The following is a 22,480-nucleotide window of genomic DNA, read 5'->3' as shown; positions in this document are numbered from 1 at the left end:
TCTCTATGTATGAAAAGGTACGTGACACGTCACACTAGCCTCTTCTTGCTCTGTATTTGCGGTATAACTTAATTGCAGTTCCGGGTAAATTCTACTGAACTTAGCCATCATTTCCTTGAGCCGCACTTCGTCCAGCCGTCCTTCCAAATCAAAACATACGGTGAGCGCCTGTTCTTCTTTATGGAACGATACCGTCAGTTTATGAATGTACTCTTCATCAGGAAGAGAATGCTGCCCTAGCCATTCTATCATCTCCTGAAGCCACTCCGCTGATTCGGTTAAGGGAATTGGCAGCAAGGACAGATCCAGCGGTTCGGCCGCCTCCACGTCCAATTCCATCGTCCCTCCGTTGGTCCGGTAGGAATGCAGGTATAAAACCAATGAAGGAAGGCCTAATTTGGAGACCTGGCTTTCTTTGTGCATCTTGTCCTTTATTTTATCCAGGAAATCGGGTAAATTATCATACTTGCGGAGCCTAATATATCCATAAAGCACCTGTAAATCATTCATCCAGTCATGGCGGTGGTGATTCATCGTACGCAAGAACAGTCCCCGATCACCGTTCCGCTGCCTATCCATATCCTGCTCCTGAGATCGCCTCATGCTTCTGGCCCACCAAGTGCCTGCCGCAACAACAGCTGCAGCCGCCGCAGTGTCCAACCAAAGCTTGTCCGTGTCCGCAAGCAGCACAACCAAGCCTCCGGCAGCCGCAGCCGCTGCGGCCAGGCTTCCAGCATTGTTCATCCGATTCACCTGTGTTCCCCCCGTAACTTAACAAACCATCCCGCTAAGTATACCACACAATGATGGCAATGTTCACCAAGTGCCGCCTAAGCTCAAGAAAAAAGGAAAACCCCTGACGCAATCGCCAGGGGCCAACAGAAGCGGATATTAAACTTCTACTGCTGCTGCAACAGGTGCAGCAGTTACCGGGTAGACGCTGACTTTCTTACGGTCGCGTCCCCAACGTTCGAATTTCACAACGCCTTCCACTTTCGCGAACAGCGTGTCATCGGAACCGATACCCACGTTCGTGCCCGGGTGGATTTTCGTGCCGCGTTGACGCACAAGAATGCTTCCGCCGGTTACGAGCTGGCCGTCCGCACGTTTCACGCCAAGGCGTTTCGCGTGGGAGTCACGGCCGTTCTTCGTGGAACCTACACCCTTCTTGGATGCGAACAATTGAAGATTCAATTTCAACATTAGGGTCTGCCTCCTTTATTGTAAGATTCTTGAATGCTTATATACTTCCCGTAGGACTCTTTAATCGTCTTTAACATTACGACCATCGATTCGAGCAGCAACTGCGCACGTTCTTGCGCATCTCCCTCAAGTAAGGGAACTTCTACACGGAGAAATCCATCCTCCATCTCGGTTTCCAGACCTTCGGAAGCCAATGCCTCGATCGAATTTACCGTACCTACCGCAACAGCCGATACGCCGGCGCATACGATATCTTTCCCGGGGTCTGCATACAAAGCATGTCCGGTAACAGTATATCCTGAAATCGAACGGTCTTCCTGCCGTCTACGGATCAAAACTCGGATCATACGGCCTCTTATGCTTGGATCTTGCCAATCGTCACTTTCGTGTACGGTTGACGGTGACCTTGCTTACGACGGTAGTTTTTCTTCGCTTTGTATTTGTAGACGATAATTTTCTGGCCTTTGCCGTGTTTCTCTACAGTTGCAGAAACAGTTGCGCCGGAAACCAATGGAGCTCCTGTAGTCAGGGACTCACCGTTGGAAACGACCAACACACGGTCAAAAGTAACGTTCTCGCCTTCAGCAGCGTTCAATTTCTCAATGAAAAGAACATCGCCCTCTTGAACTTTGTACTGCTTGCCGCCAGTTTCGATAATTGCGTACATAGTTGCACCTCCTTCATGTCTCAGACTCGCCTAATCTAGGTGACGCGCCCGCTTAACGAGCGGTACTTCCGGAACCCGATTCGTGCGGTTATAGCATGTTTTGCAACACGCACTAAAACATCTTAACACAGCCATCTATATAAAGCAACCAATTATAATCGAACTTATACTTCCAAATTGATTCTGTTTACAGCTTGCGGGTCCGCACCGCCACTTTGCCGCTGCCCTTGCAAGCCTGACAGGTTTCGATAAACCTCTGGCTTATATTCTCGCGGATTTTCCTGCGGGTCAGTTCCATTAATCCAAGCTTGGTCCAACCAATAACGTGGTGTTTGGAGCGGTCTTTCTTCATGGTGGAAACAAGCCGTTCCTGTACTTCTTCTTTATGCCGGTCCTGCTGCATATCAATGAAATCTACAATGACAATGCCCCCGATATCCCGGAGCCTGAGCAGCCGCGCGATCTCTTCCGCAGCTTCCATATTCGTATCGAACACCGTTAATTCCAGGCTGTCCTTCCCGTCTGTCCCTATGTATTTGCCTGTATTCACATCGATTACCGTAAGTGCTTCGGTTGAATCGACAACTAGATAGCCGCCGCTTGCAAGACTGACTTTACGCTGAAAAGAACGCTCCAGCTCCCTTTCGATCCCCTGCATTCTTGAACGGGATTCCGGAGTCGGCGCATAGGTCACCCTGGACACTAACTCAGGTGCGAAACCCTGGAGTAAAGACACGATACTTTGTAATTTGTCCTGTTCATTGATCGACATTCTGTCAATCTCAGTAGTGAACGCGTCCCTGACCAGGCGGGGTACTACATCCAGCTCACCGTATAAGAGGCAGGGAGCTTCCGATTCTTTTCTGCGTTCATATATGCTTGTCCATAGTTTCCTGAGAAATAATAAATCGTATGATAATTGCTCGGCCCCTGCTCCTTCTGCCGCCGTACGAAGGATGATGCCTTCACCGGGTTCCCTAAGCTGTTCACCGAGCAGTTTCAGCCTGTTGCGTTCCGCTTCACTCCCAAGCTTCCGGGACACCCCTACATAATCAGCAAAAGGCATATAAACCATACAGCGGCCCGGCAGCGCAAAATGAGTGGTAACACGGGCTCCTTTGGATCCGCTGGGTTCTTTTGTCACTTGGACGAGCAGCTCTTCGCCCTCCCTGACCAAAGCGGTGATGGAAGGCTTGTTCTTAGGTTGTTTCTCCAAATGAGGATCGAGCAGATCGTCCACGTACAGAAAAGCGTTCTTTTTCTGGCCGATATCTACAAAAGCGGCCTGCATGCCCGGAAGCACATTGACCACACGCGCTCTGTAAATGTTGCCGGCCATCGTTCTCTCCTGCTTGTGTTCCTCATAAAACTCCACCAGCTTGCCGTGCTCCAACAATGCTACCTCGGTCCGGTTCTCCCCACAATGAACGATAAGTTCATTCATTCGTTTCACCTCCCGCCCAACTGCATACATAACCTTATTCACCATACCTAACAGCATTTGCATCACCAATAATGGATCCAGGCCAGTTACAGCGGCTGTTCTCATTTTACATGAAAAGTTCAGATACTGCACTGCCTGGTTTGTTTTCCAAATAATAGAATCTGGTGACCACATGCTCCGGGAGTACCCTCACAATCTGGTCTTGTTCCCCGAGAACGTAGATTAGATGATATTTTTCGCGCATGAACAGTTTGGCTGTTTGAGAAACCGTATTCGTAGTGCGTACCACAATGGGGTTAGCTGATGTCCCCCGCTGAACCATCCGGGAGGAACGGCGTTCCCGGTACATCATATACCTGAGAAAATGATACGGAGCATGCAAATACCCATACCAATTGGAATAAACAAGAAACAGCCCTAATATAAAAAAGTTCAATTGCACCTTGCCCCCATACCCTCCCAAGGACAACAGCGTTAGCCCCGCGCCTAAGGCAAGGCTTACCCAGGCACAAATGAGGAGAGTCCGATGATAGGGGAAAATAAAGCCCAGCAAAGTGTGCAAAATCCTCCCGCCATCCAACGGAAGAACAGGAAGAAGATTAAATGCTCCGATCATTACATTAGCAGTGACAAAATAATCAGTCCATGACTCGCTCCACCAGCCCATCTGCCCGAACCACAACCCGAAACCGGCCATCAGCAGATTTTGCAGCGGACCTGCAAGTGCAACAACGACATCTTGTCCCGCGGGGGCCCCTGCCGGATCGTCCACAGCCGCTACGCCGCCGAACGGCAGCAGCATAATTTCCGTTACATTCCAACCGTATGCCCTTGCAGCCGCCGCATGGCCAAGTTCATGAATAAATACAATCGCAAACAAAGTGAGCAGCTCCAAAAATAAGCCCGTGACAAGTGAAAGAAGCATCATGACCACGAACAGCGGATGAAATTTGTAACGGATACCGAACAGATTAATCAAAGTCCATCACTTCCGTGGGATCCACAAAGGTTTTATTATGTTTTAAAGCAAAATACAAGGTTGAGCCTTCCCCTTCTGTTCCGCTCCTGTCAGCGCGTTTGGACTTTCCGATGGCTTCTCCCCCTTCTACCCAGTCATTAGTTTCTACGGAAACGGTGCTCAAGCGCCGATAATACGTCTGATAGCCGTCCGTATGCCGAATAATCACCGACCATCCTTCTTCCGGGGTTTCGCCGACATAAATGACACGTCCGGTCTGGGCAGCGGCTACCGGCTGAGCTGCTCCCGCATCGATTTCGATTCCTTTCAAGGTAGCGGCGAAGGCTTGTACTACCGTTCCGCGCGCAGGGACGATGAAATGTTCTCCTTGCGGAGCGGAAGCTTTCACTGCAGGAGCTTCATCCATTCCGTTAAACAAAGGCAGAAACACCGGCGTGCCGGCAAAGTGGTCATGATACCAAGCCTGAACACCGCTGTAATCAAAGGGCTGATGAAGCGCCTGATCCATGATCTGCTGGCCCTTTACTGCCAGAGGATGGTCCGATTGGAACATAGCCCAGGCCCCGCCGAATATCAGAACGCAGAACAGCAGTTTCCATTGCAGCTGTTTAAGTGTGGGAGGCTGCCTCCACTCTTTCCATCGCTGATCTTCGCTGTTGTAGGTACGGCCCGCTTCCTCGCTCCATTTGGTTTGAATCTGCTGTTTCCACAGCCATTCCGGATCCCTGTATTTCTCTTCGTCGACAACGGATGATGCAGTTGGAAATAACAACGAATGCTGGGTCAGCCGTCCTTCCTCGTAAGGCTGCGGAAGTGCAGGGGGCTTTGCATCCGGCTGAGATCCTTGGGATGTGATCGACCGGATCCGGTCTTTCCGCCTTTGACGGATATTATCTTTCATTTCCATACTTCATTTCCCCTTTATCGCCTGATTGGAGAGGGCTTGTTTCTATTATTTCTATGATTATTTCCTAGGGAATATGAGGAGTGTTTTTGAACAGCCTGAAAGGGAGAATGACAAAAAACAAAAAAAAAACTTCCCGAAGGAAGTTTTTGTTTCGTTGGAGTTCTTCTTATTATGCTGTAGTATAGCTGTTTTGGTGTGCCTTAATACTGAGCACAATCCCAACACAAACCATGTTAATTAACAGGGACGATCCTCCATAGCTTATGAAAGGAAGCGTAATCCCCGTCAGAGGCATCATGCCGATAAGCATGCCGACATTCTCAAAAATCTGAAACACGAACATGGAGACAATACCCACGATAATATAGGAGCCGCTTATATCCCTGCATTGAATGGCAATCAGAATCATCCTGTAGATGAGCAGGAAATACAGCAGCAGCAGCACGGATGCGCCGACAAAGCCGAATTCCTCGCCGATTACGACAAAGATGGAATCCGAGTAGGCAAAAGGGATGAAACGCTTATTCTTCGAATTCCCTTTCATATAACCGTCTCCCGTAAGAGATCCGGAGCCGATGGCAATCATGGAATTTCGGACCTGGTAGGACTGGTCGCTGGATGCCTGTTCGGGATTTACGAACGTATTGATCCGCTGGTACCAATGTTCCTTATCGTGATCCTCCAGATAGGTTTTGATGTTTTCGTTGTACGTATTGAACAAAAATAAGAATAAGACAAGCCCTGCACCGATTAAAGCCAAACTCATCAGCACATGCGCCAGTTTGATGTTCCCGATCCAGAACATGCCCAGCAGAATGATGACGTAGATAACCGCATTACCTAAATCGGGCTGCATCATCACAAGCAGGAAAGGTACAAACACGATGACCCCTATAGGAATGACATCCGTGAACAGCTTGAGCGGATTACCCTCCCGTTTCTGGAGAAAGTAAGCAACTACAATAATGATGGCAAGTTTCACGAACTCGGCAGGCTGTACGAGAAATCCGCCGACTCTAAACCAGCCCTTTGCACCGTTAATCTCGCTTCCGAGAAAGAATACCGCAATTAATGACAGTATGCCTACTCCGTAAATGACAAGCGAACCCTTTACTAGAATGCGATAATCGAACAACATGACACACAGCATTACAGCAAATCCTAAGCCGTAAAAGACAAGTGTCTTAATATCATAATTCAGATATTCAGGGTCTCCGTAAGTAGCTGACCTTACAATCAGCGTACTGGCCGCCATAAACAGCAGCATAATGCCCAGAATCTCAATATCGATCTTTTTTAATTTAGTAAGCAAGCAGGATCAACCCATTCCAAGAAACTTCTTCATTTTCTTCAGCATCCCCGGTTTTTCCTCCAGCGGCATCAGCGGAACGGTGTCGCCCAAGATACGGCGGGCTACATTTCGGTATGCGATCGCCGCTCTGGATTCCGGATTCATCACCGTAGGTTCGCCTGTGTTGGCTGCCTTGATGACTAATTCATCATCCGGTACAATCCCGATTAAATCAATAGCAAGTACTTGGCAAATTTCATCTATGCCGAGCATATCCCCGTTCTTGAGGAGGTTTGTTTTAATGCGGTTAATAATCAGCTTCGGCGAACGGATTCCTTCCTGCTCCAGCAAACCGATGATCCGGTCCGCATCGCGCACGGCTGCGTTCTCCGGCGTAGTTACGACAATGGCCTGATCCGCTCCCGCCACGGCATTTTTGAAGCCCTGCTCAATTCCGGCCGGACAATCGATAATGACATATTCAAAATCCTTCTTCAGCTCGAGGACCATGTCTTTTACCTGTTCGGGGCTGACGGCATGCTTATCCTTCGTCTGAGCGGCAGGAAGCATGTACAGCTCATCAAATCTCTTATCTTTAATCAGCGCCTGGTTTAAACGGCAGCGGCCTTCGGCCACGTCAACCAGATCGTAGATGATTCTGTTTTCCAGCCCCATCACTACATCCAGGTTACGCAGTCCAATATCCGTATCGACCATACATACTTTTTTGCCCAGAAGCGCAAGAGCGGTTCCCAGATTTGCAGAGGTCGTGGTCTTGCCAACGCCGCCTTTGCCCGATGTGATTACAATTGCCTCACCCATGATCTCACTCTCCCTTAAATTCCACCGCGTCCGGCCGAATCCGTCCCAGGTGATAAATTTTATCAATATGCATCATATCTTCGTTTAAATAGGCGAACTCCATAGCCGCGTCGGACAGTTCCCATTCATCCGGAGGGCGGCTGATGACCCCTGCGATCCGCAGTTGAGTCGGTTTCAAATAGGAAGCGGCAATGACAGCATTCCGGTTCCCTTCGGTTCCCGCATGCGCCATTCCCCGAAGCGCTCCCATGATATACAGGTCTCCGGAGGCGGATATCGTCCCCCCCGGATTCACATCTCCCATATACATTAAATTCCCGTCATAGTGAACCGTTTGGCCCGAGCGGATCATGCCCGACATGACCTTCAGCGTTTTGCAGGGATCGTTCGGGTCCCTTTCTTTCTCAGGCAAATCGGAGTCTACGGATTGAATCAGCAGATTTCCTCTCTGCCGGATACTTTCCCGGATCGACTGCTCCTCTTCATCGCTTACGATCCGTTTACCCAGCTTTACATGTACATGAATGATAGGTCCTGTCAGAAACTTCTGATGGGTGTTCTCCAATTTATGGTTTAACTCTTCCAGCAAGGAAGAAAACTCACATTCATCGTTGAGCAGAAAAATCAGGCCGTCTTTGACTCCTTTAATGGTCACCAAGTGCTTTGATGCGATCATAATTACTTACGCCCCCCTACCGTATACCTTTCTTCGTCAGCCGGGAGATTTCCTGCTTATTGCAAAGCGGAGCGGTTAAAGTAACAGCTTCTAGTCCTGCTCTTCTTCTCTGGGAGGACGCAGAGTTCCCTCCAGGAAGCGGCGTGCCGGGATATAGATAATCAGGGCAAATAGGACATTCAAAAACAAGCTCGGGATGATCTGATGCAAAACTGCCCACGTATACTCCACATTAACCTTGGAAAACAGGGTATAAATGCCGAAGATTAACGAATCGAGTAAAAAGTTGAAAACTAATACGGCAAACAGCGTCTGAGCCAGCCCGGATGCTCCTCTTCCAAGAAGAAGACCTGCCAGATAGGCTACAACCGCCATGCTGAAAGTATAATTCCCCAGCATATGTCCGTAATAGATCATATCATGCAGAGCACCGAACATCAGGCCGAAGGTCAGTGCGTAATACCTGTTAATATACAAAGCGATATAAATGATAAAAACAAACACTAGGTGAGGCGCTAAACGCACCTGTTCCTGCCAGCTTCCCGGAATGAGCCAAGGGAGGACGGACCCTTCCAGGACAAACAGGGCCAGCAGAATTAAAATTAGGTTTCTCCGCATGCTCTAACAACACCTCATGGTTTCGGTACTTCAACGATAAAGACGTCCTGAAGCTGCTTCAGGTCGGCCGCCGGCTTGATTTCAGCAACATGCGTTATGCCGAATTCGCCTACTTCCACTTTCATGACCGTACCGATGATAATTCCCCTCGGGTAAACGCCGCCAAGACCGGAAGTAATGACGGTATCCCCTTTCTTCAGCGGATCATTCGGAGGTATTTTGGTCATTTGAAGCATACCTGTTTTCGTATCATAGCTTTCAATCATCCCGAAGGACTTTGTGAGTTTCCCGTTGGACATTGTTGTGGCGGCGATCGCCTTCGCAGCAGATTCCTTAGCATCCAGGTCACTAATCAGCTGCACATTGGAATAGAATGCGGAAGTAGAAACGATCCGTCCTACCAAACCAAGTTCGCTCATAACGGCCATATTCGGCACGATGCCGTCCTTCTCGCCGAGGTTAACCGTTATTGTATGATTGTACGGATCCGGGCTTTGGGCCGTTGCTTCAGCGTAACGGAACGTGTATTTATTCGCGTTCTTCTGGCGCTCCGTAAAGTTGACTTTCGACTTTAATCTTTCATTTTCTTCTTCGAGATAATTCAGCTTAACCCGGTCTCTAGCATATTGAGCAACCGTAATTTTAAGAGATTTATTCTCTTCATAAATGACGCGAAGATTACGGATTTCCCCAAAGAAGCCCGCTATCGAGCCAGCGGGCTTATAAAACATGCTTTGGGTGAAGGATACCGTATCTTTAAGGAATTTTTCGGGCCAGGAGAGCTTGTACATTCTAGCGGAGGTGAACCCCATTAAGGCGATGAAAAAAATAAACGCCAGCATTAGAACAATTAATTTCTTGCTTCCCAAAAACTTAAACAACACGAACACCTTCCAACCTAAATTCCTTTAATCACCTTATTTTACCTCTTAAGGGCGGGTTCTGTTAACGTCTGCTCTTCGAAGAACCGGATTTTGTCTTGAACAAATGAATATTATCCAAAGCTCGGCCCGTTCCGATCGCAACGCAATCCAGCGGATTGTCGGCAACAATGACCGGCATGCCCGTTTCTTTGGAAAGCAGCTTGTCCAGGTTGCGAAGAAGCGCTCCGCCTCCTGTTAGAACAATACCGCGGTCCATAATGTCTGCTGCCAGCTCCGGCGGGCACTTCTCAAGCGTCACTTTCACAGCTTCTACAATCGCATTTACCGTGTCCTGCAGGGCATCCGTAATTTCATCGGAAGTCACCGTCAGCGTTTTCGGCAATCCGGTTACCAGGTCGCGACCGCGGATTTCCATCGTTTCCGGCTTGTCCGAAGTAGTAGCGGAACCGATTTCCATCTTCAGCTGCTCGGCTGTTCTTTCCCCGATCATCAGGTTGTACATTCGCTTAATATACTGTGTAATCGCTTCGTCCATTTCGTCTCCCGCAATGCGGATCGAGCGGCAGGTTACAATGCCTCCCAAAGAAATGACAGCCACTTCCGTTGTGCCGCCGCCGATATCGACAACCATGCTGCCTGTAGGCTCCCACACGGGCAGGTCTGCACCGATCGCCGCAGCAAACGGCTCTTCAATGGTATAGGCTTCTTTTGCACCAGCCTGCTTGGAGGCGTCTTCTACGGCGCGTTTCTCAACCGCAGTAATGCCTGACGGTACACAAACCATAACATTGGGATGGCGCGGAAACATCGAACGCTGTTTCTGAGCCTGACGAATGAAATACTTAATCATCGTCGCCGTAGTTTCAAAATCAGCGATTACACCGTCTTTCATAGGACGCACTGCACGGATATTTCCTGGAGTACGGCCGATCATTTTCTTAGCCGCTTCACCTACTGCTTCAATTGTTTTCGTATCTGTACGGAGTGCAACCACAGACGGCTCCCTCACGACAATTCCTTTTCCTTTGACGAATACAAGCGTATTCGCAGTCCCTAAGTCAATCCCAAGATCTTTAGTAAAACCACCAAACATTAGATATGTGTCTCCCTTCCATACTTGCGCTACTTTTCATTATATTACAATAAGCCCTGCTGCTTCAAACTTACGTACCTCTGGTCGCCGATGATGATATGATCCAAAACATCGATGCCTATAATTTCCCCTGCCTCGATTAACCGGCGTGTCATGCCGATATCCTCCGGGCTGGGCGAGGGGTCACCGCTTGGATGATTATGTACGCAAATCAGTGAGGCGGAACTGCGCTGGATCGCCGCCCGGAATACCTCCCGGGGATGGACGATGGAGGCGTTTAAGCTTCCCATAGACAGCGTTTCCTGCCCGATAATGTGGTTCTTCGTGTTAAGAAATAAACAGACGAAGTGTTCCTTCTTTAGATAACGCATGTCTTCCATACAATAGTTCGCAGCATCTTCCGGAGAACGGACCGTAACGACATCAGGCAGGGCTGTTTTGGCCAATCTTCTCCCCAACTCGATGCCAGCCTGAATTTGCAGGGCTTTAGCACTGCCAATCCCTTTTATCCGGATTAGTTCTTCCGTACGAAAATCCACGAGATCCCTTAATCCGCCAGCTTCCTGGAGCACTCTTTGTGCCAGTCGCACGGCGGACTCCGCTATTGTACCAGTTCTGAGCAGAATAGCAAGCAATTCGGCGTTACTTAGTGCCGAAGCCCCAAATTGAAGCATGCGTTCTCTGGGTCTGTCCTCATTGGGGACATCGCGCAACGTCAGGTTGAGCGACTCCATGGGTTCCCTGCTTTCTTTACTAGAGTGTAATTAAACCAAAAATCGATTTCTACAACACTTCCACGCCAAATCGTTCCAGCATATCCGAAAGCAGAGCAACCGGTAGGCCGACGACATTAAAATAGTCCCCGTTAATCTTCTCGATCAACGTAGCCCCGATCCCTTGGATACCGTATGAACCCGCTTTGTCGGATGGCTCTCCAGTCGCAATATAGCTGCGGATCCGATCGCCGGACAAATTCTTCATCTCCACTTCCGTAATCCGATGAGCTACCTCGCGCTGCCCTGTATCAACCGCAATGCAGCAGATACCTGTATAAACCTGATGACTGCGCCCTTGGAGGCGTGAAAGCATGCGAAACGCATCTTCTTCATCTTCAGGCTTGCCCAGCACTTCGCCGTCCAACACAACTATCGTATCGGAGCCAATCACAATGCGCTTACCCGCTTCCCCAGCAGATAACAGCGATGCTACCGCTTCCGCTTTGCGGACAGACAACATCTCTACAATGTCAGAGGGCGCTGTCCCTTCAGGCGTACTTTCGTCCACATGGCTGGCCGTAACCTCGTAAGGCAGCTTTAAGTTTTCAATCAGTTCTCGCCTGCGCGGCGAGGAGGATGCCAGAACAAGCGTATAAGAAGCATGAACCATTTGAAATGTCCTCATTTCTGTTAGAACAGAAAGGTCTACAGACCTACTGCTACTATATATGTATTCGTTTCAAAGCAACATCGGCAATTGTTGGAAAAACATTCACAAACTATAGGCGTCGGTAAATCCAAAACGAAGCAGCCAAGCCTGCGATGCTAAGCAAGCTTATTTTAACCGTTATTCTCAGATCATAACTAATTACGTCTAAATTCGCTCTCGGCTGCCAGGTCAAAGGCGTTGCCTTTGTCAAAAAGGAGATTTCCTCCACCGAAGACAGCAGGTGCGCAGCAATCGACCCTACAATGAGCCCGAGCAGCAGAAAAATCAGGAGAGTCCATGTATTCTTCTTCATCATTCGACATCCTTTGCTAGCTTTTTCTAACCCATTATAAGCCCAACCGAGGATACGTACAATGCGAATGTGGAGGAATACTTGGTACGATCAAAAGTGACTTTGGTGACTTTGGCGGCGTGGGAGCGACTCGAAGGAGCTAACGGACACAACGGCCGTTATTCATGGATATTTATGCTCGTTCCCATTTTAACGGACCTCAGGGACTCTATTATGCTGATTTGTTCGCGTTACAGTGCAATTTAGACCGTATAAGAGCACTGGTGTCCGTTAGAATAAATAAACCCCAAAAATCAATCAAATAATGGCTCTCATGTCCGTAAGACAAATAACCGGTACCTTTGTTTTCCGCTGGACACTGCCAGCAGCTCTTTTTCAACCAAGGCATGAAGTATTCGACGGGCGTGACGCTCAGAAACCCCTGTATGCCCAGCCAGCTCAGTCGGCGAAAATGGACGCAGCATTCGACGGGCAAAACGGACTGTTTCGGCTTCAAGACAAGTCAAGGCGGGCGGAACATCTGCGGCGATAAATTTCCCTATAAGAGCAAGGACCAGCTGTTGGCATCGCTTGGGCTCGTCCATGATCGAAAGATACGCGACCGGCATCAAAGTCCAACCGTCAAGCGCTAGGAAACAGTGCCGCCAGCATAAATCCTTGAAACGCCTAAGATCAATATCCCTTGCATGGGGAACGTAGCCTTGAATCTCGATCGCTGCTTCTACCCCGCCCGGCATGTAAGCCAAGTCTAAGTAGCGGAACCCGTTGCTATAATCGCGCACTTCCCATTCAGCATATAGATGTTCGAAGTTCTGAACCGCCGGAAACCATACTAACCGCAAAAATTCCAGTGTTCCATGTCCCAGTCCCTTATGAAGCAGCTCAAGCCTCCTGGGGTTTGTTTCTTCATCAAGCTGTTTCTTCATCCACATTTCATAGATCTGATTAAATGTCTGCAAATTCGTCAGCCTTCCTTTCCCGCAGCAAAAACAAAAAGCCGCCCCGATACAAAGTATCGAAGCGGCGTGTGCTTCACGGCCGATTTCCTATATATGTAAAGATATCAGCGCTAACATCAAACGTCAACCCTTGCAAAAACTTCTGTTCAAGAAGGATCGGCGGAAATTGCAGTAAGCCATTCCTTCTCGGCCAGGATAAATTGGAGCAGTGCGTTTTGGGCCTGCCACAAGTAAGAACCGGAAGGCTGCTTCTTATATTCCTCCATAGACAAAACAGCATTGCTCATAGCCGTGTTCATCTGCGCCATCAGCTTCCGCCCCGCTTCCGGCAGCCCTGCCGACGCCGAAGCGGAGAGCTTCATCCATTGCTGATGTGAGGCCGTCAATGCGTTCCACTCGGCTTCCGTTATCTGCGTTGCCTGTTCATCCTGAAGATGAGCTTGCGTCCATTGCGCCAACTGGCGGACCAGCTTGCCGCTTTGCTCCGCATACTGTCCCGGAGCGTCGGATTTTTCGCCGCTCCACAAAATACGTGACACCGCAGGCAGCACGAACGGTTTCACGTAAACCTCCAGCTGCTGCTGCTGAAGTAAGCCGCTAAGCAGTTTAGCCTGCTCCTGGGTATCTGCCAGTCCCGTAAAGACCGTATACTTATCCCCTGCTTCCCAGGCTACAGGGAACCCTTTGCCCGTAATCGTCTCTTTAGCGGTCTCTGCCCCTTCCTGAGAGCTGAACACGCCATTTTGCAGCACATAATATGTCCGGCTTGGCCATGCCGCCTCCGCTGTACCGGCTGCCGCTTCGGACGGCGTACCGCCTTCATTCCCGGAAACCTCCGTCCCTCCCGGAAGATTGCCCCCGCTGTTTCCGCTGTTCTGTGTATTCGTAGCGGCAGAGCCGCCGAACATATCCATCGGATTCAGCAGGTTCCCGCTTGAACCGGGACTAAACAATGACAGAACAACATAACCGAACAACGCACCGGTCGCAATAGCTGCCGTTACCGATCCGAATATTTTAAAGAGCGGTACCGATTCTGTTCTCACTGTGCGGATTTTGGAGGAAGGCCGCAGCGGACGGTCTTCATAAAACGGACCAAACTCTTGTTCCCGAAGGTCCGCCGGGGGCCTGTAATATCCGCTCTCGCCGTCTAACCTGGGAAGCTCCGGTTCCGGAGACTGCGCACCCGGGTATGCTTCATGGTCCGATTCCCTGATCAGCTTCTCAAGCCGGTACGTCTCGTCCGTGAAAGGGCTCTGCCACGCTCCAAAATCTGTCGTAAACTGATTTAAAGGCTGAGGGTCCAAAAACTCCTTCCCGGCCTTTCCGGCCTCCTGTACCCGCTCAGGCTCCTGCTTTCCGGCCGGAAACACGATGGTATCCTCAATGGTTTCCGTAACTCTCACTTCATCTTCCGTTAATGAAATCACTTTGCCTTGCGGAGGGGGCTCCGGTTTATTTGAACGTCCTGTTTGATCGAAACGGTATGTGATTCTCGCTTTGCTCATAGCCGATCTCTCCCTTGTCCTCTGATCTACTACCAACTCTATGAGACAAGGCGGGGGATTATGATAGATTTACAAAAGAAAAAGCGCCATAGGCGCTTTAACGGGGGAATCAGGACGTGAGCGGATCCCCTTTGATGAAGGTGGAGGAGTATAGCAGCCAGGCTCCATCTTTGTCCTGATGCAGCTCATGAACGATTTGTGCGCGGTAGTCCTGAAATTCAGGGCCTTTCACTTTTTTCACAGTCTGCATTGTATAAACGTAAGCCGTCTTCTCGTTAACCTCAAGTACGGTGCATTTTTCTAAGGAGTAATCAACATCATAAAGGCTGAACAGCTCTTGTGTGCTTTCTTTCGTAAATTCATACTGGGGCGAATCCGGACTGATCGTCTTCATCACGCCATCAAGATCTTCCTTCTCAGTTACATCCAGATTACGCTGTACCGCTTCTTTTATTGCTGCCAGAGCCTCAGGAGACGCGGAAGCCTCTTTATCAAAAAATCCGTCAGGAATCAGATATTCCCTGTCTACAATTTGAGTAGTGTTGAACTTCCATTGATCCCCTATTTTTCTCATTAGAACTAAACTTTCCGTCTTGTTATCCAAATAAAAAGGGCCGCTGATCTTTTTAGTCGTCTCAACCACATGTAAAACAGCCTCAGAAGATCTAATATCGGTTATTTCCAGACTGTCAAGCTTTACGAGCATATCGAATTGATCTAAACGTTCTTGCAGTTCCTGGTCAAGCCCATATACCGGTGAGGAAGGATCTACCAATGCCATAAAAGCAGCGGCATCCTCTTTACTTTCGGCGGTCATTAAATCGTTGTAAGCCTTGATCAATTTAGGCTTCTCCACCGAAAGATCCACTTTGTCCGCTATCTTAACGGAATTCAAGGAGGCATTCCACTGCACATCTTTGCCGGCAGCTTCGCCTATGAAACGCAGAGGGACGAACGTAAATCCTTTTACTGCCTGCGGTGCAGACGTCAATTGTTTCTTTACCCCATTGATGTAAGCCGACTTGCTTCCAAGCTGCAGAAAAATCTTGGTTTGGCCGTTGCTTGCTTTGATCATTTTGGTTTTGGGATCATAGCTGGAGGAATAGCCCAACTGTTTAAATACAGAAACAAATTCAACAAACACGGAACCGCCGCTGCTCACCGGAGCGGCACGAAAAGTGACCGGTTTTCCGTTGATGCTTACATCAATATCGTTAGATGCCGCATGAGATGCACTCGCGATTCCCCCAAACGCCGCACATGACATTAACAGTAGTTTCCATTTCATAGAAATACCTCCCAGCGTTAACTGCAAATCCCTCAGATTATAACGACAGGTTTAGAGTTTCGTCAACCTATATTTTTCCATAAAAAGAACCCCTGCCATGTAAGGCAAGGGTCTCCTTGATTTTCTGCTGAATTAACTGCGCGAACGAAGCTGCTTTGAAAGTCCGTCGGCCGCTTTCCAGATGTCACCGGCACCCATAGTAATTACCAGGTCGCCGCTTTTTACCCGCCCAAGCAAATAAGACTGAACCTCTTCTTTGGTCGGCAAATACATTGTATTCTTATTGCTGTTCTGAATAATCAGTTCCACCAGCCTCTTGGAGTTCACGCCTTCGATCTGTTTTTCGCCTGCCGGAGAGTATATATCCGTAATGATCACTTCGTCGGCTTCATGGAAAGCTCTGCTGAACTGTTCCAGAAGGAAGAACGTCCGGGTGTACCGCTGCGGCTGGAACACGGCAATGATGTGCTTACCGGTTGCTTTAGCAGCTGATATGGTAGCTACGATTTCCGTCGGATGGTGAGCATAGTCGTCGATAATGAGAATATCATCGACTTCGCCTAACACTTGAAAGCGTCTCTTAGCTCCTCTGAATTCCTTAATCGCCTCGGCAATCCGTTCAAACGGAATTCCCGCTTCCAAGCATACGATAATTGTGGCCAAAGAGTTAAGAACGTTATGTTTGCCCGGAACCGACAATTCAATTTCGCCCAGTTTCGTGCCGTTGTTAACGACATCATAAGCTACTTTCCTGTCTCCGAGCCGGATATTAACAGCCGTGAAATCGGCATCGGAATGGATTCCGTAAGTAATGACTTCGCTCTTTAATCTAGGCTTCATCTCCTCAAGAGTAGGATCGTCCAAACAGATGACAGCTTTGCCGTCCGGCTTCACCTGGCTGAGAAACTTTACATAGGCTGCTTTTAATTTTTCGTAGTCGCCGTCGTAATTCTCTAAATGATCCGGCTCGATATTCGTTACGATCGCCAATGTAGAATGATACTGCAGGAAAGAACCGTCGCTCTCATCCGCTTCCGCGACGACATAGTCCCCTTTTCCCGCTTTCGCGTTATTTCCGACGTTCATAATTTCTCCGCCGATAATATAAGTAGGATCGGTTTGGCACAATTCCATCACCAGCGCGATCATGGAAGAAGTCGTCGTCTTGCCGTGAGCGCCGGCAACCGCAACCCCTTTACGTTCATTCATCAGCCTCGCTAGCATCTGGGAGCGGTGAATCACAGGAATGTTCAATTTCTCCGCTTCTACCATCTCGACATTATCTTTCGTCAACGCCGTAGAATAGACGACCAGATTAGCCCCTTGAACATTGCCGGCCTCGTGGCCGATATAAATGTGCGCGCCTTTGGCGGCCAGCTTTTCCGTCAGTTCCTGCTGGGCTACATCGGAACCGGTGACCCGGTATCCCATCTCGAGCATCACTCTGGCTATAGCGCTCATTCCGTAACCGCCGATTCCTATGAAATGTACATGTTCTGCTGTATTCAAATCTGTCTCACCAACCCTTTTCCGAATCGGAATGATATAAAATCCAAGATCGCACATCCGAGATTAAATATAACGTACCTGAGACGACGGCGAGATCCTCCGCCCCGGTCATTCCGGTCAAAAGATCCAGCGCTTTCCGCCAATCAGGCTCCACCGTCATCGGGATTTGTATGCCTAGTTCCTGTTGTGCTTGTTCTGCTATACGGTGAAGTTCCTCCGCGTCCATTTTTTTACGAAAATCCGGCTCGGTAAGGATCAGATGATCCACTATTGGCAGTATATGCTTTAAATAAGCCAAATGATTCTTCGTCGAGAGCATCCCGATAATCAAATTGAGTTTGCCGTAAGAGTAGACAGCTTTAAGAGAATCGGCAAGCGTAGCCGCCCCTTCCGGATTATGAGCTCCATCCACCAGGATCCGCGGCTCCCTTGAGAGCATTTCCAGCCTGCCCGGCCAGCCTGTGCTGCGGAACGCCTGAAGAACATCACTATCCTCTAATATCGCCGCATAATATTGACGCAGCACTTCCAATGCCATGAAGGCTGCACCGGCATTCGTCAGCTGATGGCGCCCGTTCATCGAAATCGTAATGGCATCCATCGGCCGGAACGGGCCGTTGAAACGGAAGCTCTGCTCGTTCTCTTTACCCTCCAAAGGCTCGATTGTAAACTGTTCTCCCAGTAAATATAGCGTACTTTTGCATTCCCTGGCTTTGCTGCGGATTACTTCGACCGCTTCCGGTTGGGTTACCGTCGTTACGACAGGAACGCCCGGCTTGATAATCCCCGCTTTCTCCTTCGCAATATCAGCCAGCGTCTCTCCCAGGACATCCATGTGATCATGCCCGATGTTGGTGATGATGGACACAACCGGCGTAACAATATTGGTAGAGTCCAGCCTGCCCCCAAGACCTGTTTCCCACACTACATAATCCGGAAAGGCAACGGTGCCGAAGTATAAAATCGCCAGCGCCGTCGTCACCTCAAACATCGTTGGGGAGCCCAGTTCAGTCCGTGCAAGCTCTTCGGCCAGCGGCTTCAGCCTGTTGGCAAGCGTCAGTAAAGTATCCTCAGGGATATCTTCCCCGTTCAGCTTGAGCCTGTTTGTGAACTTTTCTATGTAAGGGGATGTAAACATCCCCACCTCATAACCGGCTTGACGAAGCACCTGATCCAAATAGGCACAGGTCGAGCCTTTTCCGTTCGTACCGGCGACATGGATAAATTTAAGCCTGCGGTGCGGATGATTCAGCCGCTCCATCAGCCAATCCATACGCCCTAGGCCCGGCTTGATTCCAAACGGGATCAAGCCGTTAATCCAGTCCACCGCTTCCGTGTAGCTCATTAGAGCCTTATCGCTTCTATGCTCTGTCATCCTAGGTTCATCCCTTTACACTTCTGAATTGAAATGGAACTTAACCGCGAAGCTCCGCCAGCCTTGCGGCTACTTTATCCCGTTTACCGGCGTAATCCAGCTGCTTGGCTTTCTCTTCCTCAATCACATGCGCCGGCGCTTTGGCGACAAAGCCCTGATTCGAGAGCTTCTTGTCGACCCGTTCCACTTCGGCGTTCAATGTCTGAAGTTCTTTCTCAAGCCGCGCAATCTCTTGAGAGATGTCAATCAAACCGGCCAGCGGCAGGAACAGCTCGGCACCGGTCACCAGCGCAGTCATCGCTTTATCCGGTGCTTCCGCTGACGCATCCACTGTAAGCGAAGACGTGTTGCAAAAACGGATCAAATAAGCTTCATTGCTGCTAAGAATAGCTTCCGTATCCGCATTCGACGGCTTCACGATCAATTCGATCTTTTTGCTCATCGGAACATTCACTTCCGCGCGAACGTTTCTGACCGACCGGATGGTGTCCATCAGCAGCTCCATTTGCTTCACAGCTTCAGGCGCTTCGAATTCAGGCTTATACTCCGGCCAAGCAGCCAATGTAATGGTCTCTCCTTCGTGAGGCAGATGCTGCCAAATTTCTTCGGAGATGAAAGGCATAAACGGATGAATCATACGCTGTGTCTGATCCAGAACATAAGCCAGGACGGACTGGGTTTTCTTCTTAGCTGCAGCATCTTCGCCATAAAGCGACAGTTTTGCAAACTCGATGTACCAGTCGCACAGATCGTCCCAAATGAAATTGTACAGCAGACGTCCTGTTTCACCGAACTCATAAGAATCCATCAATCGGGTAATATCGCGGGCTGTTTCGTTCAAACGATGCAAAATCCAACGGTCGGCTGTACCCAGTTCCCCGCTCAGATCGATGTCCGCAGCTGTGAAACCTTCCAGATTCATCAGGGCAAAACGGGAAGCATTCCATATTTTATTGGCAAAATTCCGGGCCTGTTCCACCTTCTCCAGACGGAAACGCAAATCCTGGCCAGGCGTGCTGCCGGTAGAAATCATAAAGCGCATCGCATCTGCGCCGTATTGTTCGATGACATCAAGCGGGTCAACCCCGTTGCCAAGCGATTTGGACATCTTGCGCCCTTCCGCATCGCGTACAAGTCCATGAATCAACACGTCTTTGAACGGTATTTCATCCGTAAACTCTAGTGCCGTAAAGATCATCCGGGCTACCCAGAAATAAATAATATCGTAACCGGTAACGAGCACGCTTGTCGGATAGAAACGTTTCAGGTCCTCAGCATCTTCAGGCCAACCCAGCGTTGAAAACGGCCATAAGGCGGAACTAAACCATGTGTCAAGCACATCGTTGTCCTGGCGCAGCTCCTGAGAGCCGCAAGAAGAACAGGAGGTTACATCTTCAGCCGATACGGTAGCTTCCCCGCAGCTGTTGCAGTACCAGGCCGGGATCCGGTGTCCCCACCACAGCTGGCGGGAAATACACCAATCGCGGACATTCTCGATCCAATGCAGGTAAATCTTCTCGAACCGGTCAGGCACGAACTGTACCCCTTTGCCGGATTTCTGCGCTTCAATCGCACGTTCCGCCAGAGGCTTCATGCGTACGAACCACTGTGTGGAGAGGTAAGGTTCAACAACGGCGCCGCTGCGCTCGCTGTGGCCCACCTGGTGTACATGGTCCTCTATTTTAACCAATACGCCGGACTCTTTCAAATCGGCTACAATCTGTTTGCGGCATTCCGCACGGTCCAAACCCTGATATTTACCGGCGTTGGCATTCATGGTACCGGACTCATCCATCACCAGAATCTGCGGGAGTTCATGCCTTAGGCCTACTTCGAAATCGTTCGGATCATGTGCAGGCGTAATTTTCACGGCACCGCTTCCGAAATCTTTTTCCACATACTCGTCGCCGATAATTGGAATTTCGCGGCCGATGACAGGCAGCACAATCATTTCACCGATCAGATGCTTATAGCGCGCATCTTCCGGGTGAACCGCAACAGCCGTGTCGCCGAGCATCGTCTCGGGACGGGTGGTCGCTACTGTAATGTAGCCCCCTCCATTCTTCAACGGATATTGAAGATGGTAGAGATGGCCCTGCACTTCTTTATACTCAACCTCAATATCGGATAAAGCCGTGCGGGCTGCAGGATCCCAGTTGATAATATAGTTCCCGCGGTAAATCAGGCCTTTGTCATACAGCTTCTTGAACACTTCGCGAACCGCTTTGGACAAGCCCTCGTCTAAAGTGAAACGCTCGCGGCTGTAGTCCAGAGAGAGGCCCATTTTGCCCCATTGTTCACGGATCGTATTTGCATAAAGGTCTTTCCAGTCCCATACTTGCTCCAGGAATTTCTCCCGGCCCAGGTCGTAGCGGGAAAGTCCCTGCTCTTCTCTAAGCTTAGCTTCAACGCGTGTTTGGGTAGCAATGCCCGCATGATCCGTTCCCGGCAGCCAGAGCGTGTCATAGCCTTGCATCCGTTTGGAGCGGATCAGAATATCCTGCAAAGTGAAATCCAGCGCATGGCCGATATGCAGCATCCCTGTAACATTCGGAGGCGGGATTACGATCGTATAGGGCTCAGCACCGGGACGAGTGCCTGCTTTAAAAAATTCATTCCGGTTCCAGTAAGCGGTCCATTTGGTCTCCGCCGCTTTCGGATCATACGTAGTCGGCATCGAGCCGGGTTGAACTGTGTCTTTGTTTTCCGCCATGATTCCATCCTCCAACTAAACTCAAGTAAAAGTAAACGCAAAAAAACCTTCCGCCCGCAAAGGACGAAAGGTTCAGCTTCCGTGGTACCACCTTCATTCCGCATCGGCATCCGGCAGGACACCTATCGATACGGCACTCATACAGATAACGGCTGCAGCCGGCCTGACGCACATCAGGCAACTCCGGGGCGACTTTCCGCAAGTTACATCCTGCGAAGCCTCTCAGCTAATAGCTCCGCTCTCTGAAGGGTTGGCTGCGTACTCCTCCCGTTCAACGTTGTTTCCCTTAATGAAAAACAGTATTGACATATATAACAACTATAATACCTAACCTTGCACACCTAGTCAACCTTTGACAAGCCCGATTCAGGCATAACCGGGCTGGTCCGTTACATACGATGATAGTAACCGGGACATTATGCCGGGGAATGACATATACTGAAGCATCGATAGATCAACTATTTACGAGGCGGGGAGATCGGACAAAATGTGGTGGAAAATCCGGTATCATATCAAGGGCGTGCTGTTTCCGCTGATCTGCGTGCAGTTCATTCGTACGCTCCTGTTTCCGACAGGGCTGGATGTTATCCTGCTGTTTGTACTGTTTCTGGCCTACTTGGGCATCCTGCTGGAAATGTATTGACCGGAACCGTCCCGTTGAACGGAGTTTGCTGATGAAACATGGTGAAACGGCTTGCGCCGTTGTATAGCGGGACAGTTCGTTTTTATCTGGGAAAGATCAGAACAGAGTAAAAGGAAATACTGATTCCTTATAAAATGTGAAAGAAGCCTCCCTGCTTTGCGGA

The 22,480-nt window shown here is 49.5% G+C and carries 23 protein-coding genes and 2 other annotated features; of the genes, 1 reads left to right on the top strand and 22 read right to left on the bottom strand.

What is annotated here, in order from left to right; translation table 11 throughout:
• Window positions 1-3: 3 nt before the first annotated feature.
• The 22 genes from ACFSUF_RS09110 to ACFSUF_RS09005 form a co-directional block, all read right to left on the bottom strand.
• The gene (locus ACFSUF_RS09110) at window positions 4-744 is read right to left on the bottom strand and encodes a Spo0B domain-containing protein (protein ID WP_377603135.1); all 741 of its coding nucleotides are present in this window, start codon (window positions 742-744) and stop codon (window positions 4-6) included.
• 147 nt (window positions 745-891) lie between these two features.
• Window positions 892-1,203 carry a 50S ribosomal protein L27 gene (rpmA, locus tag ACFSUF_RS09105; RefSeq protein ID WP_377602257.1) on the bottom strand — a complete coding sequence of 104 codons (312 nt, stop codon included), beginning with the start codon at window positions 1,201-1,203 and terminating at the stop codon, window positions 892-894.
• Complete coding sequence (locus tag ACFSUF_RS09100) at window positions 1,203-1,550, bottom strand: ribosomal-processing cysteine protease Prp (RefSeq protein WP_377602255.1); 348 nt, start codon at window positions 1,548-1,550, stop codon at window positions 1,203-1,205. Before ACFSUF_RS09100 ends, rpmA begins: the two co-directional genes overlap by 1 nt.
• Before the next feature lie 8 nt (window positions 1,551-1,558).
• Window positions 1,559-1,870 carry a 50S ribosomal protein L21 gene (gene rplU, locus ACFSUF_RS09095; RefSeq protein ID WP_377602253.1) on the bottom strand — a complete coding sequence of 104 codons (312 nt, stop codon included), beginning with the start codon at window positions 1,868-1,870 and terminating at the stop codon, window positions 1,559-1,561.
• A 12-nt stretch (window positions 1,871-1,882) separates the two neighbouring features.
• Window positions 1,883-1,970, bottom strand: a sequence feature (ribosomal protein L21 leader region).
• Between the two features lie 87 nt (window positions 1,971-2,057).
• Window positions 2,058-3,314: an Rne/Rng family ribonuclease gene (locus tag ACFSUF_RS09090; RefSeq protein WP_377602252.1), complete on the bottom strand. Its 1,257-nt coding sequence runs from the start codon at window positions 3,312-3,314 to the stop codon at window positions 2,058-2,060.
• Window positions 3,315-3,420: 106 nt separating this feature from the next.
• Window positions 3,421-4,293: a M50 family metallopeptidase gene (locus ACFSUF_RS09085; protein WP_377602251.1), complete on the bottom strand. Its 873-nt coding sequence runs from the start codon at window positions 4,291-4,293 to the stop codon at window positions 3,421-3,423.
• Window positions 4,286-5,200: a peptidoglycan DD-metalloendopeptidase family protein gene (locus tag ACFSUF_RS09080; RefSeq protein ID WP_377602249.1), complete on the bottom strand. Its 915-nt coding sequence runs from the start codon at window positions 5,198-5,200 to the stop codon at window positions 4,286-4,288. Before ACFSUF_RS09080 ends, ACFSUF_RS09085 begins: the two co-directional genes overlap by 8 nt.
• 169 nt (window positions 5,201-5,369) lie before the next feature.
• Entirely contained in the window at window positions 5,370-6,512 is a 1,143-nt protein-coding gene (locus ACFSUF_RS09075; protein ID WP_377602248.1) for an FtsW/RodA/SpoVE family cell cycle protein, read from the bottom strand.
• Window positions 6,513-6,518: 6 nt separating this feature from the next.
• Window positions 6,519-7,313, bottom strand: coding sequence for a septum site-determining protein MinD (minD, locus tag ACFSUF_RS09070; protein WP_377602246.1), 795 nt, complete (start codon window positions 7,311-7,313; stop codon window positions 6,519-6,521).
• A gap of 4 nt (window positions 7,314-7,317) precedes the next feature.
• The gene (minC, locus tag ACFSUF_RS09065; protein WP_377602244.1) at window positions 7,318-7,989 is read right to left on the bottom strand and encodes a septum site-determining protein MinC; all 672 of its coding nucleotides are present in this window, start codon (window positions 7,987-7,989) and stop codon (window positions 7,318-7,320) included.
• 90 nt (window positions 7,990-8,079) lie between these two features.
• Window positions 8,080-8,607 (bottom strand): rod shape-determining protein MreD, encoded by a 528-nt coding sequence (mreD, locus tag ACFSUF_RS09060; protein WP_377602242.1) that lies wholly within the window; start codon window positions 8,605-8,607, stop codon window positions 8,080-8,082.
• 14 nt (window positions 8,608-8,621) lie between these two features.
• On the bottom strand, window positions 8,622-9,491 hold the full coding sequence (gene mreC, locus ACFSUF_RS09055) for a rod shape-determining protein MreC (protein WP_377602240.1): 870 nt from the start codon (window positions 9,489-9,491) through the stop codon (window positions 8,622-8,624).
• Between the two features lie 61 nt (window positions 9,492-9,552).
• Window positions 9,553-10,584, bottom strand: a complete 1,032-nt coding sequence (locus ACFSUF_RS09050; RefSeq protein WP_377602238.1) for a rod shape-determining protein — start codon at window positions 10,582-10,584, stop codon at window positions 9,553-9,555.
• Between the two features lie 44 nt (window positions 10,585-10,628).
• Window positions 10,629-11,318 carry a RadC family protein gene (gene radC / locus ACFSUF_RS09045; RefSeq protein WP_377602236.1) on the bottom strand — a complete coding sequence of 230 codons (690 nt, stop codon included), beginning with the start codon at window positions 11,316-11,318 and terminating at the stop codon, window positions 10,629-10,631.
• A 49-nt stretch (window positions 11,319-11,367) separates the two neighbouring features.
• Window positions 11,368-11,970 carry a Maf family protein gene (locus ACFSUF_RS09040; RefSeq protein ID WP_377602234.1) on the bottom strand — a complete coding sequence of 201 codons (603 nt, stop codon included), beginning with the start codon at window positions 11,968-11,970 and terminating at the stop codon, window positions 11,368-11,370.
• Between the two features lie 109 nt (window positions 11,971-12,079).
• Window positions 12,080-12,325: a DUF4321 domain-containing protein gene (locus ACFSUF_RS09035; protein ID WP_377602232.1), complete on the bottom strand. Its 246-nt coding sequence runs from the start codon at window positions 12,323-12,325 to the stop codon at window positions 12,080-12,082.
• 308 nt (window positions 12,326-12,633) lie between these two features.
• Window positions 12,634-13,254 (bottom strand): transcriptional regulator, encoded by a 621-nt coding sequence (locus ACFSUF_RS09030; RefSeq protein WP_377603134.1) that lies wholly within the window; start codon window positions 13,252-13,254, stop codon window positions 12,634-12,636.
• Between the two features lie 173 nt (window positions 13,255-13,427).
• On the bottom strand, window positions 13,428-14,789 hold the full coding sequence (locus ACFSUF_RS09025; RefSeq protein WP_377602230.1) for an SPOR domain-containing protein: 1,362 nt from the start codon (window positions 14,787-14,789) through the stop codon (window positions 13,428-13,430).
• A gap of 109 nt (window positions 14,790-14,898) precedes the next feature.
• Complete coding sequence (locus ACFSUF_RS09020; RefSeq protein WP_377602228.1) at window positions 14,899-16,077, bottom strand: stalk domain-containing protein; 1,179 nt, start codon at window positions 16,075-16,077, stop codon at window positions 14,899-14,901.
• Between the two features lie 132 nt (window positions 16,078-16,209).
• Window positions 16,210-17,586, bottom strand: a complete 1,377-nt coding sequence (gene murC / locus ACFSUF_RS09015) for a UDP-N-acetylmuramate--L-alanine ligase (RefSeq protein WP_377602226.1) — start codon at window positions 17,584-17,586, stop codon at window positions 16,210-16,212.
• Window positions 17,587-17,593: 7 nt separating this feature from the next.
• Complete coding sequence (locus tag ACFSUF_RS09010) at window positions 17,594-18,961, bottom strand: bifunctional folylpolyglutamate synthase/dihydrofolate synthase (RefSeq protein ID WP_377602225.1); 1,368 nt, start codon at window positions 18,959-18,961, stop codon at window positions 17,594-17,596.
• A 40-nt stretch (window positions 18,962-19,001) separates the two neighbouring features.
• Window positions 19,002-21,674 carry a valine--tRNA ligase gene (locus ACFSUF_RS09005; protein WP_377602223.1) on the bottom strand — a complete coding sequence of 891 codons (2,673 nt, stop codon included), beginning with the start codon at window positions 21,672-21,674 and terminating at the stop codon, window positions 19,002-19,004.
• A gap of 56 nt (window positions 21,675-21,730) precedes the next feature.
• Window positions 21,731-21,958 (bottom strand) — a binding site (T-box leader).
• 203 nt (window positions 21,959-22,161) lie between these two features.
• On the opposite strand from ACFSUF_RS09005, the gene ACFSUF_RS09000 reads away from it, so the two are divergent.
• Window positions 22,162-22,317 carry a hypothetical protein gene (locus ACFSUF_RS09000; RefSeq protein ID WP_377602221.1) on the top strand — a complete coding sequence of 52 codons (156 nt, stop codon included), beginning with the start codon at window positions 22,162-22,164 and terminating at the stop codon, window positions 22,315-22,317.
• Window positions 22,318-22,480: the final 163 nt, after the last annotated feature.

The organism is Paenibacillus gansuensis (genome assembly GCF_042684925.1).
Taxonomy (GTDB): domain Bacteria; phylum Bacillota; class Bacilli; order Paenibacillales; family DY6; genus Paenibacillus_N; species Paenibacillus_N gansuensis.
This window is presented reverse-complemented; position numbering and strand designations above follow the sequence as displayed.

What these genes read in the sequence shown, in the direction of transcription:
- ACFSUF_RS09110 (WP_377603135.1), bottom strand. Translation starts at nt 744, where the DNA reads ATGAACAATGCTGGAAGCCTGGCCGCAGCGGCTGCGGCTGCCGGAGGC.
- rpmA (WP_377602257.1), bottom strand. Translation starts at nt 1,203, where the DNA reads ATGTTGAAATTGAATCTTCAATTGTTCGCATCCAAGAAGGGTGTAGGT.
- ACFSUF_RS09100 (WP_377602255.1), bottom strand. Translation starts at nt 1,550, where the DNA reads ATGATCCGAGTTTTGATCCGTAGACGGCAGGAAGACCGTTCGATTTCA.
- rplU (WP_377602253.1), bottom strand. Translation starts at nt 1,870, where the DNA reads ATGTACGCAATTATCGAAACTGGCGGCAAGCAGTACAAAGTTCAAGAG.
- ACFSUF_RS09090 (WP_377602252.1), bottom strand. Translation starts at nt 3,314, where the DNA reads ATGAATGAACTTATCGTTCATTGTGGGGAGAACCGGACCGAGGTAGCA.
- ACFSUF_RS09080 (WP_377602249.1), bottom strand. Translation starts at nt 5,200, where the DNA reads ATGGAAATGAAAGATAATATCCGTCAAAGGCGGAAAGACCGGATCCGG.
- minD (WP_377602246.1), bottom strand. Translation starts at nt 7,313, where the DNA reads ATGGGTGAGGCAATTGTAATCACATCGGGCAAAGGCGGCGTTGGCAAG.
- minC (WP_377602244.1), bottom strand. Translation starts at nt 7,989, where the DNA reads ATGATCGCATCAAAGCACTTGGTGACCATTAAAGGAGTCAAAGACGGC.
- mreD (WP_377602242.1), bottom strand. Translation starts at nt 8,607, where the DNA reads ATGCGGAGAAACCTAATTTTAATTCTGCTGGCCCTGTTTGTCCTGGAA.
- ACFSUF_RS09050 (WP_377602238.1), bottom strand. Translation starts at nt 10,584, where the DNA reads ATGTTTGGTGGTTTTACTAAAGATCTTGGGATTGACTTAGGGACTGCG.
- radC (WP_377602236.1), bottom strand. Translation starts at nt 11,318, where the DNA reads ATGGAGTCGCTCAACCTGACGTTGCGCGATGTCCCCAATGAGGACAGA.
- ACFSUF_RS09040 (WP_377602234.1), bottom strand. Translation starts at nt 11,970, where the DNA reads ATGGTTCATGCTTCTTATACGCTTGTTCTGGCATCCTCCTCGCCGCGC.
- ACFSUF_RS09035 (WP_377602232.1), bottom strand. Translation starts at nt 12,325, where the DNA reads ATGATGAAGAAGAATACATGGACTCTCCTGATTTTTCTGCTGCTCGGG.
- ACFSUF_RS09030 (WP_377603134.1), bottom strand. Translation starts at nt 13,254, where the DNA reads ATGTGGATGAAGAAACAGCTTGATGAAGAAACAAACCCCAGGAGGCTT.
- ACFSUF_RS09025 (WP_377602230.1), bottom strand. Translation starts at nt 14,789, where the DNA reads ATGAGCAAAGCGAGAATCACATACCGTTTCGATCAAACAGGACGTTCA.
- ACFSUF_RS09020 (WP_377602228.1), bottom strand. Translation starts at nt 16,077, where the DNA reads ATGAAATGGAAACTACTGTTAATGTCATGTGCGGCGTTTGGGGGAATC.
- ACFSUF_RS09010 (WP_377602225.1), bottom strand. Translation starts at nt 18,961, where the DNA reads ATGACAGAGCATAGAAGCGATAAGGCTCTAATGAGCTACACGGAAGCG.
- ACFSUF_RS09005 (WP_377602223.1), bottom strand. Translation starts at nt 21,674, where the DNA reads ATGGCGGAAAACAAAGACACAGTTCAACCCGGCTCGATGCCGACTACG.
- ACFSUF_RS09000 (WP_377602221.1), top strand. Translation starts at nt 22,162, where the DNA reads ATGTGGTGGAAAATCCGGTATCATATCAAGGGCGTGCTGTTTCCGCTG.